This is a genomic window from Ruminococcus sp. NK3A76, assembly GCF_000686125.1.
In the GTDB taxonomy this organism is placed as follows: domain Bacteria; phylum Bacillota; class Clostridia; order Oscillospirales; family Ruminococcaceae; genus NK3A76.
The window spans coordinates 1,660,344-1,678,760 of record NZ_JMMA01000002.1; the positions used below are offsets into that span (position 1 = coordinate 1,660,344).

Genomic DNA, 18,417 nt, shown 5'->3' on the forward strand with positions numbered 1-18,417 from the left:
TGTATAATTATAAAGACCTGTTTTGCACAACGCTTTTAATATCGGAGGACAGATATGAATTACAATGCAGATGAGATAATACAGTATGTCGAGGAGGAGGACGTAAAGTTCATACGTCTTGCATTCTGTGATGTTTTCGGCAGACAGAGGAATATCTCCATAATGCCTACAGAGCTTGAGAGAGCATTCTCCTCGGGTATAACTATAGATGCTTCATCAGTTGACGGCTTCGGGTCGGATATCTACTCTGACCTGCTGCTCCACCCGGATCCTAACACGCTTTCGGTGCTTCCCTGGAGGCCTGAGCACGGCAGAGTTGTGAGAATGTTCTGCACGATAACACGCTCAGACGGCAGCCCATTTGACTGCGACACAAGGAGCCTTCTTATCAGTGCTGTCAAGGAAGCCAAGGAGCTCGGGCTTGAATTTGACTTCGGCTCGTCTATGGAGTTTTATCTTTTCAAGACTGATGAGAACGGCGAGCGCACATTTATCCCCTACGACAACGCCGGCTACATGGACATCGCCCCCGATGACAAGGGCGAGAACATCAGGCGTGAGATATGCCTTACCCTTGAACAGATGGGCATTTTCCCTGAGTCGAGCTATCACGAGAAAGGCCCCGGCCAGAATGAGATAGACTTCCGCTATGCAGATGCTCTGACTGCTGCTGACAACACCTTTGCATTCCAGACAGTTGTAAGAACTGCCGCTGCAAGAAACGGTGTATGGGCTGACTTCTCACCCAAGCCGATAAACGACAAGCCCGGCAACGGATTCCACATCAACCTGTCGCTTCGTGGCGATGCACTCAACAGAGTGCTGCTCACACACGTTATCGCAGGCATTATGGAAAACATCTCAGGCATGACGCTGTTCCTTGACCCGGACGAGAGATCCTACGAGCGTCTTGGCAGCTGCTGTGCCCCGAAATACATCACATGGTCAAGCGAGAACCGCTCGCAGCTGATACGCATTCCCTCTGCAACTGATCTTGGCAGACGTGCAGAGCTGCGCTCACCCGACCCGCTTGCAAACCCGTATCTTGCATTCGCTCTTATAATCTATGCCGGCATCGACGGCATAAAGAGAGAGCTTTATATGCCCAAGATATGCGACTTTGACCCGGCTAAAGCCCCCGAGGAGCTTACCCATGATCTTACAGAGCTCCCCTCCGATATTGAGGAAGCAAAGGCCGCAGCAAAGAGCAGCGACTTTATATCCTCCCGACTTCCCAAAGCTATCATCGACTCATACTGCACGCTTTGAGGTGACGGGAATTGAACTTAAAGGAACTAAGCTACCGTGTGCTCATAGTCTCGTCTTCAAAGAATATGGCACAGAAGCTCGCTTTGCTTCTTGAAGAGGAAAAGCGCTTTGTGCCCGAGACAAAGAGCAGCGCTGCCGCTGCAAGACGTGTGCTTGCAGAGCGGCAGTATGATCTGGTCATCATAACCGACCCCCTGCCCGACGAGAGCGCAGCAGGGCTCGCAACAGAGCTTTGCAGCGATAACCACACGGTCGTGGCACTGATAACCGACATACAAAACTACGATGACGTATCTGACCATGTTTGCAGGTACGGAGTCTTTGTGATGCCCAAGCCTGCCCCCAAACAGCTTCTTTTGCAGGCTCTTGACTGGATGCAGAGCACCCGTGAGCGTCTGCGGCGGTTTGAGAAAAAGCAGCTGAGCCTTGAAGACAAGATGAAGGAGATCAGAACTGTTAACAAGGCCAAGTGGAAGCTGATATCCTCCCGTGGGATGAGCGAAGTCGAGGCTCACAGATACATCGAAAAAGAAGCTATGGACTGCGGCGTGAGCAAGCTGCTTATCGCCTTACAGATTATAAGTGAAGAAGAATAGAAACGGCGTTGATGATATGTTCAGCGTCGTTTTTTTATGCTGTCTTGCCGAAGCCATACCAAAAGTATAATTGACTTTTTTAATTTTTTGTGATATAATATACATTAATATTTAAAATTTACAGGTGATATAAAAATGATCTATTACTATCATTTCAATGTCATATTCTCAGTACTGCTGTCATCGGTGTTCCTGATCCGCTGGAGAAGGGATATCCCGGTACATTTCCCGATGATATTCCTGCTGATACCGATAATCAACCTCGGCTATCTTAAGGTCGCAACAGCTGAAAACGTCAACGAAGCGCTCCTTGCAAACGGCATAGGCTACTTAGACGGGTGCTTTCTGGAGCTGTTTTTCTTCCTGTACATAATGAGCTTCTGCAAACTGAAGGTGCCGAAGGTCATATCGGGCGGTATGCTTGCCGTCGGGGCGGTGACATTCTTCTTTGCAATAAACACAGCACAAAACCACCTGCTCTACACAAGCGCCGAGCTGCGGCAGATAGACGGGGTATCTTACCTTGTCAAGGAATACGGCTTTGTACACACGGTATACTATGTCATAATCGCATTGTATCTCGTAGCAAATCTTTCAGCTATCACATACAGCTTTACAAGAAAGAACGTCTCAAAGATAAACTCTATGCTTCTGCTGACGATGTATATACTGATAATGGTTGCTTTCCTTGCAGGAAAATTCATCAGTCCCGCATTTGAGCTGCTGCCGCTTGCTTACACGATATCGCAGGCGCTGTTCCTTGTGGTGCTGAGCAAGATAACGCTTTATGACGTGTCTGCCAGCACACTGTCAAACCTTGAAGAAAAAGGCGATATCGGCTTTGCGAGCTTTGACAGGAAAATGCGTTATCTCGGCTGCACAGATGCGGCACTTGAATGCCTGCCGGAGCTTGGCACTATCTACATCGACAAGACACTGACTGCCGAGAATGAGACTTTCAGAAAGATACTTGAATGCACAAGGCGCATAAGCGAATGGCTCGAATTGCCTTCATTCACTGTGACAAGAAACAACACAACCTACAAGGTAACGGTCAGCTTCCTCTATTCAGGCAAAAGGATAAAGGGCTATCTGCTGCGCACCGAGGACAACACGCAGGAGTCAAGAAAGCTCGAAGCCCTGAAGCTGCGTGAGCGCCAGAAGGAGCTTGAAGCAAAGATGCTCAGGCTTGAAAAGACTGAGGCTGAGGCTGCGAATGAAGCAAAAAGCACATTTCTTGCGCAGATGTCTCACGAGATAAGGACACCTATCAATGCCGTGCTCGGCATGAACGAGATGATACTTCGTGAGAGCCGTGAGCCTGGCATAAGAGAATATGCCGCAAACATACAGAGCTCGGGCAAGACACTGCTCTCGCTCATAAACAGCATACTCGACTTATCAAAGATAGAAAACGGAAAAATGGAGATAGTCCCGGCAGAATATGACACTGCCGTGATGATATCCGACATAGCTGCAAGCATCTCGCCAAAAGCTGCCGAGAAGGGGCTTGAATTTGAATGCGTAGCAGACGAAGATCTCCCATGCAGGCTTAAAGGCGATGATGTGAGGATAAGGCAGATAATCTTGAACCTCCTTTCAAATGCTGTCAAGTACACCAAGTCGGGCTCTGTAAAGCTCACTATAGGCATGGAAGACAGCTCCGATGAAGGCAGCATCACCCTTAATGTCAGTGTAAATGACACAGGCATCGGCATACGGCATGAGGACATGGACGGGCTGTTTGAATCGTTCAGGCGGCTTGACACTGAGCACACAAGAAGCATCGAAGGCACAGGCCTTGGTATGCCGATAGTCATAAAGCTGCTGGAGCTTATGGGCGGCGAGCTTAAAGTAGACAGCGAATACGGCAAGGGCTCGGATTTCTCGTTCACACTGACACAACAGATAGCTGACAGCACGCCTATGGGCAACTACAAAGAGCACCCGACAGCAATTGCTGCCGCACAGTCAGCCACGCTGCATCTTTATGCACCGGAGGCAAGAGTTCTCGTAGTAGACGACAACGACATGAACCTTAAGGTGGCCAAGAGCCTGCTTCATCTGTTCGGCATCGAAGCTGACACGGCTGACTCGGGCAGAGCGGCGCTTGACATACTTAAGAAAAGCGATTATGATGTGATATTCCTTGACCAAATGATGCCCGGAATGGACGGCATTGAGGTGCTTGGCGAGATAAGAGCTCGTCACCTCACTGACGAGAGCACTGCCATCATAGCACTGACTGCAAATGCCATAGTAGGTGCTAAGGAGATGTATCTCAATGCCGGCTTTGACAACTACCTGACAAAGCCTATCGAGAGCAAAGACCTTGAAAAGCAGCTAAGGCGGTATCTGCCAGAGGATAAACAAAAGCTGCATTCAGCTGATGAAGACAGTGATCTTGCTGAAACTGATGAGTTGAGCATCATTGAGTTAAAACGCATCAGAGATCTATGTCCGGGGATCAATGCCATGACAGGGCTTAAATACTGCATGGATTCAAAGCAGTTCTGGTTTGAGATGCTCGATACATTCGCTGCCGCAGGCACGGGTAAAGAGCTTAACGATGCATTTGAAGCAAACGACACCGAGCGATACAGGATAGCAGTTCACGCAATAAAGAGCACTGCCCTGAACATCGGTGCAGAGCTGCTGTCAGAAAAGGCAAGGCTTCTTGAAGCTGCGGCAAAGGCTGATGACAAAGAGTACATCAATGATAATCACAGCGGCTTCATAAAGGAATATGACGAGCTGACAGAGCAGATAAGACAAATAGTAAATGCGTAAGACCACGACCTCCTGCGATGTATTCTCCGTCGTTAACGGAGAATACCTGAGGAGGCCGTTTACTGCAAGGGCTGAACTTTACAGAAGAATAGTTATCCATAAAGGAGCTGATACAATGAAAAAGGTTATACTCAGCGCAAAGGGGCTTTGCAAGAGCTTTTCGCAGGGCGGCGAGAAGACTGACGTTCTGACAGGGCTTGACCTTGATGTGTATGAGGGCGACTTTACTGTAATAATGGGCGCTTCCGGCTCAGGAAAATCCACCACGCTGTATTCACTCAGCGGCATGGACAGAGCGACCGGCGGCGAGGTGATATACGGCGGTGAAGACATAGTTAAAATGAGCGAAAAGCGCCTTGCAAAGCTGCGTGCAGAGGATTTCGGGTTCATTTTTCAGCAGATGCATCTGGTAAGCAACCTCACGCTGTTTGAAAATATCACAGTTCCGGCTTACCTGGACAAGAGCCGCACGGCAGCCGAGACCGACAAAAGAGCAGATGAGCTCATGGAGAAAATGGGCATAGCACACATAAAAACTCACCTGCCCGGAAGATGCTCAGGCGGCGAGCAGCAGCGCTGTGCTATTGCAAGAGCTGTTATAAACGAGCCGAAGCTGTTATTTGCTGACGAGCCGACAGGCGCTCTCAACAAGCGAAACACCACTGAGGTGCTTGATATGCTCACAGAGCTCAACAAAAACGGACAAAGCATACTCATGGTGACGCACGATGCAAGGGCGGCGTGCAGGGCTTCGAGGATAATATACATAGAAGACGGCAAGGTCATAGGCGAGCTTTCTTTGTCGCCATACGGCAGCGATGATGAAAAGGCAAGGGAAACTCAGGTGAACTCGTGGCTTGCTTCTATGGAGTGGTGAGGAAAGTGTTATGAGAAGTATACTTAAACTCACCAGAGCAAACATTAAACACGGCAGGGGCGCATTCAAAGGGATAATACTTCTTATGATGCTGATGACCTTTTCATTCTCCGGAACAGTGAGCAATGACGACAGGCTCGAAGAAGCACGGCAGGCAAAATACGACCGTGTTCAGGCGGCTGACCTGACCGTGACGATATATGACGAGCTGCTGACAGACGAGATGATAAGCTCAGTCAAAAACAACAGCCATGTCAAGGACGTAAAGATAAAGGAACGTGTTTCATTTGTAAGCGCACCAAGGTTTGACGGCAAGGAGCTCGAACTTGCACTCACTTTAGGCGGCTGGGAAGACACTGTTCAGGTGTTCACTGACGATGCCGAGGATTTTGTGCAGGATTTCACACTAAAAGACGGCGAGATACTTCTCCCTTACAAGTTAAAGCTCGTTGACGGTGTGTCAGACGGTGCGACGCTTGAGTTCAGAACAAAAAACGGCTATGACGAGACCTTCAAGGTTGCAGGGTTCTATGAAGACGTAATGTTCGGTGCCACCACAATGAGCGAAAACTGCTGTGTGATAACACAGCATGACTTAGACAGATTAAAGTCCGAGAAAACGGACAGTATTATGGGTGCTGACAGATATGCCTTCCACCTTGACCAGCTTTGGATATACAGCACAGGCGACATCTCACAGCTGGAGCTGCGGCGTGAGCTCGGCAAGGAAAGCGACCTTATCAGCTCTTCACTCAGCGCTCCGACAAAGCAGATGTTCATTGACAACATCAGTATGTATTCAAACGTCGGCACGAGAGTTGTTGCGATATTCACAGTTTTCCTGCTCGTTGTCGTGCTGATAACGATGCACAACAGCATAAGCTCATCAATTGAAATGGACAAGGGCGAGCTCGGTATTCTCCGTTCGCAGGGGTTCACGGCAAGAATGATAAGTCTTGTGTACGTTTTTCAGTACACTTTGGCAATAGCTATCGGCTCGGTGCTGGGTATTGCGGTGTCTGTTCCTGCCTGCCGGTATCTTATTTCAATGTGGAAAAACATCACCGGCATGAAGGCGGAAACGGGAGTGTCATTCCTCAAATGCGGCGCACTCAGTGTGGGGATACTCGTTATCTGCACGGTGTTCATATTCATATCAACAGCAAAGATTTCACGCATATCACCTGTAAGCGCTATCACAGGTGCCGCATCAGGAAACGACTCAAAGGTACAGAGCAGCTCACGCATAAGGCCGCACCCATTGCAGCTGAGCCTTGCAGTAAGGCAGCTATCTTCCCGCAAGAAAAGCTATATCGGCATAACGCTGATAGTCACCTTGCTTGTATTCTTTATCGTGAGCATAATGATACTGTCAAAGGGGCTCGACCCTGACAGTCTGTTCTCCGAGATAGGCGGCGACATAACCATCACTGACCTTGGCGGCTTCAGGCAGAGCGATGTTGAAGACATAGAGCAGGAGATAAGAAAGATAGACAGTGAGGCATTTATCGAGACAGAGAGCTATCACAGAATGCTCGTTGACGGCGAGTTTGTTGCAGTTCACGCATACCGCTCACAGGAGCCGGCGTTTGACCCGCTCGACGGCAGCCTGCCGCAAAATGACGACGAGATAATGATAACCGAAGCCGTCTCAGAGCAGTGCGGCAAAAAGATAGGCGACACCATAACTGTCAAATATCTTGACAACGAGAAGGAATTCAAAATATCAGGCTACTTTCAGACGATATGGGAATTCGGCGTTGTTACAATGATGACGCCGCAAGCTATTGCAGATATGGGCAAGAACGATCTTGATGCGGCATATGTAAAGCTATCTGACAGCTCAAAGGAGCAGCAGGTCATAGATATGCTCAATGACAAATATTCAGAGCGGCTGCACGCTGAGAGCTACAAGGAAAACAGCACTGTAAAGACCTACAAGAAGATAATCACCGTGATAATGAGTTCGATATCCTACGCTATGGACACGATACTTCTGATATTTGCAGCGGTCGTGGTATCAATGACGAGCAAGCGTGCCTTTATCCGTGAGAGAAAGGATATAGGCATATACAAGGCTACAGGCTTCACGGTTGGAGCATTAAGGTTACAGTTTGCGCTGCGTTTTGCGCTCGTGGCACTTATCGGCTCGGCAATTGGGTGTATATCGGGGCTTTTATGGTCAAGGAAGATACTCACATATGTACTGCGGATAGTCGGGCTCACTGATTTTACATCGGATAACGAGCCTGTGACCTTCATCATACCGGCGGTGCTGATATGCGTATGCTTCTTTGCGGCGGCATATATAAGCTCACGCAGGATAAAGAGTGTCAATGTAAGAGAGCTCATAACCGAATAAAAGAAACGTTTAAGGCAATACCGCACAACTCCTGTGCGTCAGATGCGACGACCAGGTTTTCGTCAGATTGCCTAAATTCGACGCAGGCTTGCTGGCGCAAGTCAAGGAGAATTTGGGTAATATGACGGAAAACTGGCAAGCAGATGACGTGCAGAGGCGTTAGCCGTGGGTTGTGCGGTGTTGCCTTAAGTTTAATATTCTCCCACGCATAAGAATACGGTTCATAAATAATTTACAGTTATATACTAATATAATTCCATAATTTATATTTTTTCTATTGCATTTTGCGGCGATATGCTTTAAAATATAATCAGACGTGTGCGTTTTTGGGTAAAAAGCCCCAAATGAGCACCAGGCTTTTAAAAACTGATGAAAAATTAAAATTTTTGTGTTTTTAAGGAGGAACTGATATGAAATTTGCTGACGGCTTCTGGCTCAACCAGAAGGGCTATGAGGTAAACTACGCACAACAGGCTTTCGAGGTCGAGCCTATAGAGAACGGCTTCCTTGTTGTAGCTACTCCGTTCGTGGTATACAACCGTGCTCAGATGCTCGGCTCTGCCAATTTAGAGATAGCTTACACCTCAACTCAGGAAAACTGCATTAAAGTAAACATACAGCACTACAAGGGCGTAGTAGACAACGGCCCTCACTTTGTACTTAACGAGGGCAGCTTCAAGCCCGAGGTTACAATAGACGACAAGCAGGCTGTCATCGTTTCCGGCGACACAAAGCTCGTAGTTTCAAAGGAGAACTGGAGCTTTACATACTATTACAAGGGCAAGAAGCTCACCTCCGGCGGCTGGCGCTCGACAGGTGTTGTTTTTGAGAGCGAGTTCAAGAGAAAGGCAATCGCAGAGGCTCAGGCTGACGATACATTCTGGAGCTATCCTCACTCTGACAAGAAGACATATATCAGAGAGCAGTTTGACACAACTGTCGGCGAATACTTCTACGGCTTCGGCGAGAAGTTCACGACATTTGCAAAGAACGGTCAGACAGTTGAGATATGGAACGCAGACGGCGGCACCTGCTCAGATCAGTCCTACAAGTCTATCCCCTTCTATGTATCATCAAGGGGCTACGGCGTGTTTGTAAACAGCTCTGACATGGTATCCTACGAGGTATGCTCTGACACAGTTTCTAAGGTATCTATGACAGTTCCCGGCGAGAGTCTTGAATATTTCGTATTCGGCGGCGCTGACATAAAGGACGCACTTGCAGGCTACACCACACTCACAGGCAAGCCTTCACTTCCGCCGGCATTCTCGTTTGGCCTCTGGCTCACAACATCATTCACCACCACATATGATGAGGAGACTATCACCTCATTCATAGACGGCATGGCGGAGAGAAACATTCCTCTACAGGTGTTCCACTTTGACTGCTTCTGGATGAAGGGCTTTGAGTGGTGCAACTTTGACTGGGACAGATCGCAGTTCCCCGAGCCGGAAGCAATGCTCGCAAGACTTCACAAGGACAAGGGTCTGCACACCTGCGTATGGATAAACTCCTACATCGGCCAGCGTTCAAGGCTCTTTGATGAGGGCGTTAAGGGCGGCTACTTCATAAAGAACCTCGACGGCAGCGTGTTCCAGTGCGACAGCTGGCAGCCGGGCATGGCTATAGTAGACTTTACCAACCCCGAGGCAAGAGAGTGGTATGCATCATACCTCAAAAAGCTCTGCGAAATGGGCGTTGACACCTTCAAGACAGACTTCGGCGAGAGAATACCCACAAAGGGTGTTAAGTATTTCGACGGCTCTGACCCTGTAAAGATGCACAACTACTACACATATCTCTACAACGAGACAGTGTTTAACGTATTAAAGGACTTCTACGGCGAGAACAAGGCGTGCCTGTTCGCACGCTCGGCAACAGCAGGCGGTCAGAAGTTCCCTGTTCACTGGGGCGGCGACTGCTCGGGCAACTACAACTCAATGGCTGAGGTCGTAAGAGGCTGCCTGTCTCTGTGCATCTCGGGCTTTGGCTACACCTCGCACGACATGGCAGGCTTTGAGGCTACTGCAACACCTGATATCTACAAGAGATGGGCTGCATTCGGTATGTTCTCATCTCATTCGAGACTGCACGGCAACCAGAGCTACAGAGTGCCGTGGCTGTTTGACGAGGAGAGCTGCGATGTTCTGAAATTCTTCGTTGACCTTAAGGGCAGCCTTATGCCTTACATCTGGTCGCAGGCTATCTACACTCACAACACCGGCGTTCCGGTAATGAGAGCTATGGTTATAGACTTTGCTGACGACCCGACCTGTCTCACACTCGACAGACAGTATATGTTCGGTGACAACATTCTCGTAGCACCCATTCTCAACGACGAGAGCATGGCTGAGTACTATGTTCCCGAGGGCAGGTGGACAGACATCATCACAGGCAAGGTATTCGAGGGCGGCAAGTGGTACAGGCACAAGTGCTCATACTTCGAGATACCTGCTCTTGCAAGACCCAACAGCGTCATTGCATTCGGCAAGTTCGGCAAGGACATCGAGTATGATTATCTTGACGGCACTACATTCAAGATATTCGAGCTTGAAGACGGCAAGAGCGCTAATGCTGTTATCTACGACACCGAGGCAAACAAGGTATTCGAGTTAAAGGCTACAAGAAACGGCAGCAGCATAGAGTGCGAGTACACTGATACCAACGCCTCCTTCACTATTGAGGTCGCAAACACCGACAAGAAGATCGAGGTATCCCCCAACTACGGCGGCAAGGTAATAATCTCACTCTGATAAACACATTAATAGTATAGCAGACCCCCGGTTTTCACTGTATAACCGGGGGTATTATTATAATGAGACATTTATCACACGGCAACATGACAAATGTAATATCCATATAGTTACATTTCACACTTCAAAATCGTTTTCGGCTGTGATATAATCATATCAGAAACTAAGAACGGAGGTCATCAGATATGGCACAGACTGTTGTAAAGATAGACAAACTCGTAAAAAGATACAAGGAGCTCGTGGCAGTAGACCACTTATCACTTGAAATATTTGAGGGCGAGGTCTTCGGGCTTTTAGGACCTAACGGTTCAGGCAAAACAACGACTATCAACTGCCTGCTCTCGCTGCTTTCTTTTGATAAGGGCGACATACAGATATTCGGCAAGGACATGAGCCCCACTGCCTACGACATAAAGAAAGACATCGGCGTAGTGATGCAGAATGTTGCAGTCTTCGACCAGCTGACAGTATACGAGAACATCGACTACTTCTGCGGCCTTTACATCAAGGACAAGGCAGCACGCAAAAAGGCTGTAGAAGATGCCATAGCTTTCACAGGGCTTGAGGATTTTGTGAAGTTTCGCCCAAAGAAGCTGTCGGGCGGTCTGTTAAGAAGACTGAACATAGCCTGCGGCATAGCACACAAGCCAAGGCTTATAATATTCGACGAGCCGACAGTTGCGGTTGACCCCCAGTCAAGAAACAAGATACTTGAAGGGATAATCGAACTGAACAAGCAGGGCGCTACTATAATATACACCTCGCATTACATGGAGGAAGTCGAGCAGATATGCACACGCCTTGCTGTTATGGACAAGGGCAGAGTGATAGCCTCCGGCACGATAGATGAGCTTAAGAGCAACGTAAAATGCTCGGAGACAGTCAAGGTCGAAGCAAGAGATCTTGATGATGAGACATTCGCTAAGATCGGCGAGCTTGACCATGTATTTGAAAAATCATACGAGGGCAGCGAGCTCACAGTAAAGTACACAGGCGGCAAGCACAATGTGGTAAGGCTGCTTAACACCTTACAGAACAACAACATTCACATAGGCCGTGTTTCCAGCGAGCAGCCGACACTCAACACAGTGTTCTTAGAGCTGACAGGCAAGGAACTAAGAGACAAAGACTGATATCATATTTTACGAGAATAGTGAGGAAAAAGATATGTTCCACAACATAAAATACTACACCCTCGCAACGATAAGGGAGAAGGACGTTATCTTCTGGCTGATGATATTCCCGGTGATACTGGCTACCTTCTTTCATGTATCGCTGATAGAGGTTTACAACAAGGATATAGTATACAACAGCATTCCCGTTGCTGTAGTTGAAAAGCAGGAAAACAAGACCTTCCACGATGTAATGGACAGTGTCAGCGAGGGCGACGATGCGCTGTTTGACACCACATACGCAGACGAAGAAAAGGCGCTTGATCTGCTTGACGGCGGCGAGGTCAAGGGCGTGATAATCGCAGACGGCGAGCTTTCACTCAAAGTAACATCACAAGGCGTTGACCAGACGATAATCAGGAGCTTTCTTGACAGATACAGCGTTACAGAATCGGTCATCATCGAAAACGCTGCAAAAGACCCGACAAGCATAAAGGCGGTGTCGGAGGCCTTCACAGAGGAACTTAATGCCAACGAGAGAAAAGATGTCTCAGACGGCAACATGAACACCTACATGACCTATATGTACAACCTCATAGCAATGGTAAGCATACTCGGCACAACGACGGGCATTAGCATAGCATCAGTGAATGAAGCAAACCTCTCATCACTCGGCATAAGAAACTGCGTCTCCCCCACAGGCAAGCTGTCAAAGAACTTTGCAGGGCTCATCTCAGGCTGCTTTGTACAGTCGATATGCTCAGCGATAGCAGTATTCTTTGTAGTATACGTTCTGCGTGACGATCTTGGAGTAAGCACTCCCATGGCGCTGCTCACAGCGATAGTCGGCAGCTGGATGGGCGTTGCGATCGGCTTCTTCTTCGGAACTATAGGCAAGTTCTCTGAGGGCGCAAGAGTCGGTCTTTCGATAGGCTTCTCGATGCTTCTGTGCTTCCTCTCAGGACTTATGGTCGGCGATATAAAGTCGCTCCTCATGGAAAAGCTGCCTTGGTTCAACAATTTAAACCCCGCAGCTTTGGTATGCGATGCACTCTATGTACTGAACGTTGATGATGATCTTAACAGATACACAGTCAAGATGCTGACAATGGTAGCCTTTACGTTATTCTTTACGATTCTGGGCTTTATAATGACAAGGAGAAAGAGATATGCAAGTGTTTAAGGTTTTTATGAAGATACTACGCTCAAAAATAGGCATAGCAATGATGTATCTTTCGATATTCTTATCAATAGGCATAGCATCTGCAAACTCATCGCAGGAACAGGCTGACTTCACAGAGAGCCGTGCAGGCATAGTGATAAACGACCTCGACAAGTCTTCTGCATCTGAGGCACTGTGCGAATACCTTGCAGATTCAAACGATGTGACCTACGGCGCACCTGATGATAAGGAGATATTAGACGGCGTTTACTACAATGCGAGCCGATATTATCTCACGATAAACAAGGGCTTCTCTGACGGCCTTGCAAGCGGTGAGACTAAGAATATAATCACCCACGCCACGCAAAACGGCTCTTATTTTGAAAACCTTGTTGACTCAAAGATAGATATGTATCTCACCACAGCAAGAGCATACATCGCAGGCGGCAGCTCAACTGAAACAGCGCTTGAGCAGGCAGCCAAGGCTCTTGAGAAAAAGACCGAGGTCGAGATGGTATCTGAAAGCGGCAGCGAATATGCAAAGACAGTTTATTCCTACTTCAAGTTTATACCCTACATCTTCATGGGCATATTCATATTCGCCCTCTGCCCTGTTGTCATAGTTATGACAGGCAAGGAGATAAAGAACCGCACATTCAGCTCAGCGATATCACAAAAGATATTCCTGTTTGAAACAGCGCTCGGTGCAGTAGTTTTCTTAACGTTCATATACCTGCTGGTTGTGATATTCGTTCCGCTTGTAGTATTCCGCTGCGAGTTCACAAGTGAGATAGGCCTTGCAATGCTCAACTCACTTGCGTTCACTGTATTCTGCGGAGCGATAGTGCTCTTTATCTCAAATCTTGTTGACTCAGAAAAGCTCGTTTCACTCATAGGAAACATCGTATCCCTCGGCATGAGCTTCCTCTGCGGCGTGTTCGTTCCTCTTGAATTCTTAGGCGATGGTGTCAAGAAGGTGGCAGTATTCCTGCCGGCATACTGGTACGAGGTACTCAACAGCGCTATTGCCGGCACTGACAGCCAGGTATACTCAGACTCACTTATGAAAAAGTGCATACTCATACAGCTTGCATTTGCAGCAGCACTCGTTGTTGCAACGCTTGCAGTAATGAAGGCAAGACAGGCCAAAGTCGGCGAGAGCGCTTCTAAGGCAGAGCCGCAGGCAGCATAAAGCAATATGACAGTAACATACCCCCGGAAACTGAGTTTTCCGGGGGTGTTTGCTTATTATCGGCTTACAGGAACATAAGCATTTTTTCCTTATCACAGAGCGCTGCAAAAAAGAAGACTGAGTACCTTGTGATATAGACAGCGGCGGCAGTCATTGAGAAGATAACACCGGCGCTGACCACGATATACCTCCTGACCGAGCGCACCATAGCAGCGGCTATGATAAATACACCAAAGCATATTACACAGCATATCAGCCCTCGAAGAAACAGCATGAATATTACCTGCGCAACTGTGGCATTCATGTGGATAATATGGCCAGTACTTGCAAAAGGAGCGGTCATGTAACCACTCTGAAAGCTGCCGGAGATCATCATATCGGCAGCAAAGCTGAGTGTATAAAGAGTAAGTATAAGCACGAGCTGTGATGTAAAGTGCGTTATGTGATATCTGCGCCTGTTTTTAGAGATACTTATCTGCCGGTCGATGCCCTTTTCATAGCCGTCTGCGTTGAGTGAGCCGACAAGGAGCATTACCCACACAGGGCTTATATCGTATGCTAAAAGCCGCATGAGCTTTATAAATGCATCTGTGTCGATAACTGTGGGCGTTTCAAGCGAGGCGTAGGCTTCTCTCTCAGTCAGCAGGTCATCAGGCACGAGCTGGTCGGTAAGGCCACGACCGCTCCTTGCATAGTCGGTTATCCCCTTGCTGCGGTAGCACCCACGCAGGAGCGAGGAATAGCGGCCCACTGCTTCGAGCTTATAGGGCGTGTCGGCTGACTGCGTCTTCTCATTTATAAAAACCAGACGTTCATCGAGCGTCATATCTTTTGAATCATCTAAAAGCAGGTTAAAGTATTCATGCGCCTGCTCTGAGAGATAAGGGCTGTATGTTTCTCTGCTCTGGACATACAGGCACACAGCCTTTGACAGTGCTATCATCAGCAGCACTGTGATCAAAAGCCAAGTGTGCTTTATGAATATGCGGTAAAGCTCAAATCCTGTCATCAGAACTCCCTCCTGAGCGACTGTGCATACAGCGTAATATGCAAGATAACTGACACAAACAACGCCGAGACGATATAAAGGTATACGAACGGGTAAGGTGTATCAGCTATGCGTATATACCCCTCGCCGCTAAGCAAAAATGATACCCGACAGCTTGCAAATGCTGCGATATCGCTCTCAGCCGACATAAGCCCGGACATGAGTACAGGCACGCCAAGGCAGACAAGCCCTGCGATGATATTCCTGCGGCAAAGAAATGAAAGCAGCATTACAGCAGGGCACAGCATCAGCACACACAGCAGCTTAAGCATCAGCGCACAAACACAGAAGCCGCCGAAGCTGAGTGGATATGACGACAGTGCATAGCCCTTTAGATACTGCACAGGCATATCCAGACAGGCAGCACCGCCGGTGAAATACATAACTGCAAAAAGCGAAAGATAATAAACAGCCGCACACACAAGGCATATCACACTATATGCGAGCATCCGGCATAGAATAAAACGCCCTGCACCTGACTTTGTGACAGCAAATGCCGCAAGCCGCCTGCTCTGCCGCTCGCCGCTGAATGATGAAAACAGCAGCAGGAACACCAGTGCAAAAATGAGCTTATCCTGCTCTGCGTATTCGGTAAAGGCGTTGGCTGCCCTTGTGTCGTATAGCTTATCAGCCTTGGCCTGCTTATCGAGCACCTTGTTATAATCCTGCGTCAGCACACCTGAGAGCGCAAGCGAATAATCGTCTGTGACTCCCCTTTTGGCATTGCGTGAAAAGCCTGACAGGCGCTCGTTTATAAGCCTTTCGCTGTCTGCACTGTCAGATAGAGAAACCTGCATGAAAGCATACATCTCACGTTTGTCGGCTGTGCTGTTTTCACCGCCCTTTTGCGCTGCCCTTACTGCCTTGCCGGCAAGCCCGTCTGGAAGAACAACAGGCGGCTCGCCGTATTTCTGGCGTGAGTTGATATAATCATTTATGTCCTTTGCAAGCTCATCGCTCTCGGTCTGAAACTGCGCTGTATTTTCTGCGGCAACTGAGTAGGCGGTGTCATTATCAAGCTGTGAGAACACTTCTTTATATTCGTCATCAAAAACATACCCCTTATAAGCTGCAAAGCACAATAGAACAGCCGAGACGGCACTCACGATAAGTGTGATAAGCAGTGCTGGCCTTAATAGCTTCAAAAGCATAAACCCAAACTCTCTCATATCTCTTTGCCCCCTAACAGGCTGCTGTCAAGCTGGCCGCAGAAATACAGATCATTCATTGTCGGCTCACATAGTATGGCGTTTTGCGTGGGTCTTTGCTTTGATATCGTCTTGCACCGGGTATCTTCATAATACAGCCTTTCGAGCGGCAGCTCCCCCATTTCCTCCTCGGGTATCTCCCACACAAGGCCTTTTATCTTACTGTACAGATTTTTGGGCTCATCATTTGCTATCACCGAGCCCTTGTTGAGTATTATCAGCTCGTCGGTTATCGTGTCGATATCAGAGACTATGTGTGTCGAGATGATTATTATGCAGCGCTTTTTCAGGCTGACCATTATGCGCTTGAACTGCTCACGCTCAAACGGGTCAAGTCCTGCTGAGGGCTCGTCAAATATCAGTATCTCAGGGCTGCCGAGGATAGTCTGCGCAATGGCGAGCCGCTGTTTCATGCCGCCTGAGAATGACTTTATCTTGTCGTTTATGCTGTCTTTTAGGTTAACAAGAGAGAGTACACGCTCTATCTCAGAGGGTATGCCTGCATTGTCGATGCCTTTTAGTATGCACATGAATTTCAGGAACTCATAGGCAGTATAGCCCGGGTAAAACGGCTGCGACTGGAACTGAAAGCTGAGCCTTTCACGGTAGCGCTCGCCCATTCTGAACACGTCCTCGCCGTTATACAGTACCTCGCCGCCCGTGCGCTTTATCACGCCGGATATGCAGTTCATGATAGTTGTCTTGCCTGCCCCGTTCGGGCCTAAGAGAGCGTTTATCCCCGTCTTGAAGGTGCAGCTTATTCCATTTAGTGCCTGCTTTTTGCCGTAGCGCTTTGACAGGTCTTTTACCTCCAGGCTGCTCATGATACCACCTCCGGCATTCCGTCTTTCATCTTTTCAAATGCATCATAATCCCACTCGCCGCTTTGCATCAGCATATTGATATGCAGCTGTTTGTCAACAGTATAGACCTTTGTGTCCATATTCTGATCATATGTGATAATGACAAAAAACTCATCATTTCCCGGGAAAGTGCTAATGCTGTATATATACTCAAACCAGTATTTTTTTCCCTCGTTTAACTCCTCGTCGCCTGTTATCCTTACGGGAGTATTTATTTCATCAAGGTAATACAACACATAGCACCAGAACCCGTCAGGCTTCTGCTCACGGACAAGTATAATCATTCTGCCGTCAAAAACTGTGTAGTAGTAGATACGCTTCTCTCCGTCAAAGCCTGCTATATGCTCACTTTGCTTGCTGTTTATGTCATAGCAGCAGAGGTCATAGTCTTCGTCTGTGTAGTATATGCTGTCACCTGTTGGCATAAACATCACACCGTTGTTGTCTGATATCTGACTACCGACGGTAAGCCCTGTATCAGTTAGCTTGTCAGGCTCCTCCCTCGGGGCATAATAAAGCTGCTCTGTATCGCTTTGTGAATTATAGCGTGTGATGTACAGCCGCTGTTTATCAATGTAGTACCAGTCAGCCTGAACGATGAGTGAAGGCTTTTCCCCCTCATGCATGGAATACAGATACGACTCCTGTGGGGTGAAGTGAGCCTTTTCATATCCGTCTCGCTCGTTAAAGAATATCTCACCGTCAAGTGAAAGCGACATACATCTTATCTCACGGCCGTCATCTGCTGTATAGAGCGTTGTCATCTCATGTGTATTATAGTCTATCCTGATTATGTGATAGCGTGTTATGCCTTCATCAAACATACTGGCACCGGCGATGTATTCAATATACACAGCATATATAAAACCACCGTAGGGTGATATGCATCTCAGCCTGTCACCGAGCTCTGAGATATCTGTACATACACCGCTCTGAGTGTCGCACTCAATAAGCTGCTCTCTGCCGCACAGATAAAAAAGTCCGTTTGAAAAAGCATTACTGATGTCATTCTCTGAAAACAGCCCAACGGCTGACCTCATAAGATACCCGTCCTCGCTGTTTAATGCGGCCGCCGGCTCTGTGTCAGTTTCAGGGACGTTTGCCTTTGCTATAGACCATGTTACAGCAAACACCGCAAATGACATCACTGCGGCTATAAGATACAGCAGAAAAATCTTTTTCATA

The 18,417-nt window shown here is 48.0% G+C and carries 13 protein-coding genes; 9 read left to right on the top strand and 4 right to left on the bottom strand.

Going from position 1 to position 18,417, the window contains the following annotated elements:
• Positions 1-54 precede the first annotated feature (54 nt).
• The 9 genes from CD05_RS0107895 (at position 55) to CD05_RS0107935 (ending at position 14,113) form a co-directional block, all read left to right on the top strand.
• Positions 55-1,269, top strand: coding sequence for a glutamine synthetase family protein (locus CD05_RS0107895; RefSeq protein WP_028510058.1), 1,215 nt, complete (start codon positions 55-57; stop codon positions 1,267-1,269).
• An 11-nt stretch (positions 1,270-1,280) separates the two neighbouring features.
• Positions 1,281-1,865 carry an ANTAR domain-containing protein gene (locus CD05_RS0107900; RefSeq protein ID WP_028510059.1) on the top strand — a complete coding sequence of 195 codons (585 nt, stop codon included), beginning with the start codon at positions 1,281-1,283 and terminating at the stop codon, positions 1,863-1,865.
• Positions 1,866-2,000: 135 nt separating this feature from the next.
• A complete protein-coding gene (locus CD05_RS19595; protein ID WP_051588880.1) occupies positions 2,001-4,655 on the top strand; it encodes a response regulator in 2,655 nt (884 codons plus the stop codon).
• A 115-nt stretch (positions 4,656-4,770) separates the two neighbouring features.
• Complete coding sequence (locus CD05_RS0107910) at positions 4,771-5,532, top strand: ABC transporter ATP-binding protein (RefSeq protein ID WP_028510060.1); 762 nt, start codon at positions 4,771-4,773, stop codon at positions 5,530-5,532.
• Positions 5,533-5,542: 10 nt separating this feature from the next.
• On the top strand, positions 5,543-7,894 hold the full coding sequence (locus CD05_RS0107915; protein ID WP_028510061.1) for an FtsX-like permease family protein: 2,352 nt from the start codon (positions 5,543-5,545) through the stop codon (positions 7,892-7,894).
• Positions 7,895-8,304: 410 nt separating this feature from the next.
• Entirely contained in the window at positions 8,305-10,647 is a 2,343-nt protein-coding gene (yicI, locus tag CD05_RS0107920; RefSeq protein WP_028510062.1) for an alpha-xylosidase, read from the top strand.
• A 185-nt stretch (positions 10,648-10,832) separates the two neighbouring features.
• Complete coding sequence (locus CD05_RS0107925) at positions 10,833-11,780, top strand: ABC transporter ATP-binding protein (RefSeq protein ID WP_028510063.1); 948 nt, start codon at positions 10,833-10,835, stop codon at positions 11,778-11,780.
• A 34-nt stretch (positions 11,781-11,814) separates the two neighbouring features.
• Entirely contained in the window at positions 11,815-12,942 is a 1,128-nt protein-coding gene (locus CD05_RS0107930) for an ABC transporter permease (protein ID WP_028510064.1), read from the top strand.
• On the top strand, positions 12,929-14,113 hold the full coding sequence (locus CD05_RS0107935; protein ID WP_028510065.1) for an ABC transporter permease: 1,185 nt from the start codon (positions 12,929-12,931) through the stop codon (positions 14,111-14,113). Before CD05_RS0107930 ends, CD05_RS0107935 begins: the two co-directional genes overlap by 14 nt.
• 64 nt (positions 14,114-14,177) lie before the next feature.
• Here CD05_RS0107935 and CD05_RS0107940 read toward each other — a convergent pair whose 3' ends face one another.
• The 4 genes from CD05_RS0107940 to CD05_RS0107955 are packed head-to-tail and all read right to left on the bottom strand — an operon-like array spanning position 14,178 to position 18,416.
• On the bottom strand, positions 14,178-15,122 hold the full coding sequence (locus tag CD05_RS0107940; RefSeq protein ID WP_028510066.1) for a hypothetical protein: 945 nt from the start codon (positions 15,120-15,122) through the stop codon (positions 14,178-14,180).
• On the bottom strand, positions 15,122-16,330 hold the full coding sequence (locus CD05_RS0107945; RefSeq protein WP_028510067.1) for an ABC transporter permease: 1,209 nt from the start codon (positions 16,328-16,330) through the stop codon (positions 15,122-15,124). The genes CD05_RS0107940 and CD05_RS0107945 overlap by 1 nt, the downstream gene beginning before the upstream one ends.
• Positions 16,327-17,193, bottom strand: a complete 867-nt coding sequence (locus CD05_RS17850) for an ATP-binding cassette domain-containing protein (RefSeq protein ID WP_051588881.1) — start codon at positions 17,191-17,193, stop codon at positions 16,327-16,329. The genes CD05_RS0107945 and CD05_RS17850 overlap by 4 nt, the downstream gene beginning before the upstream one ends.
• Positions 17,190-18,416 carry a hypothetical protein gene (locus tag CD05_RS0107955; protein ID WP_028510068.1) on the bottom strand — a complete coding sequence of 409 codons (1,227 nt, stop codon included), beginning with the start codon at positions 18,414-18,416 and terminating at the stop codon, positions 17,190-17,192. Before CD05_RS0107955 ends, CD05_RS17850 begins: the two co-directional genes overlap by 4 nt.
• Position 18,417: the final 1 nt, after the last annotated feature.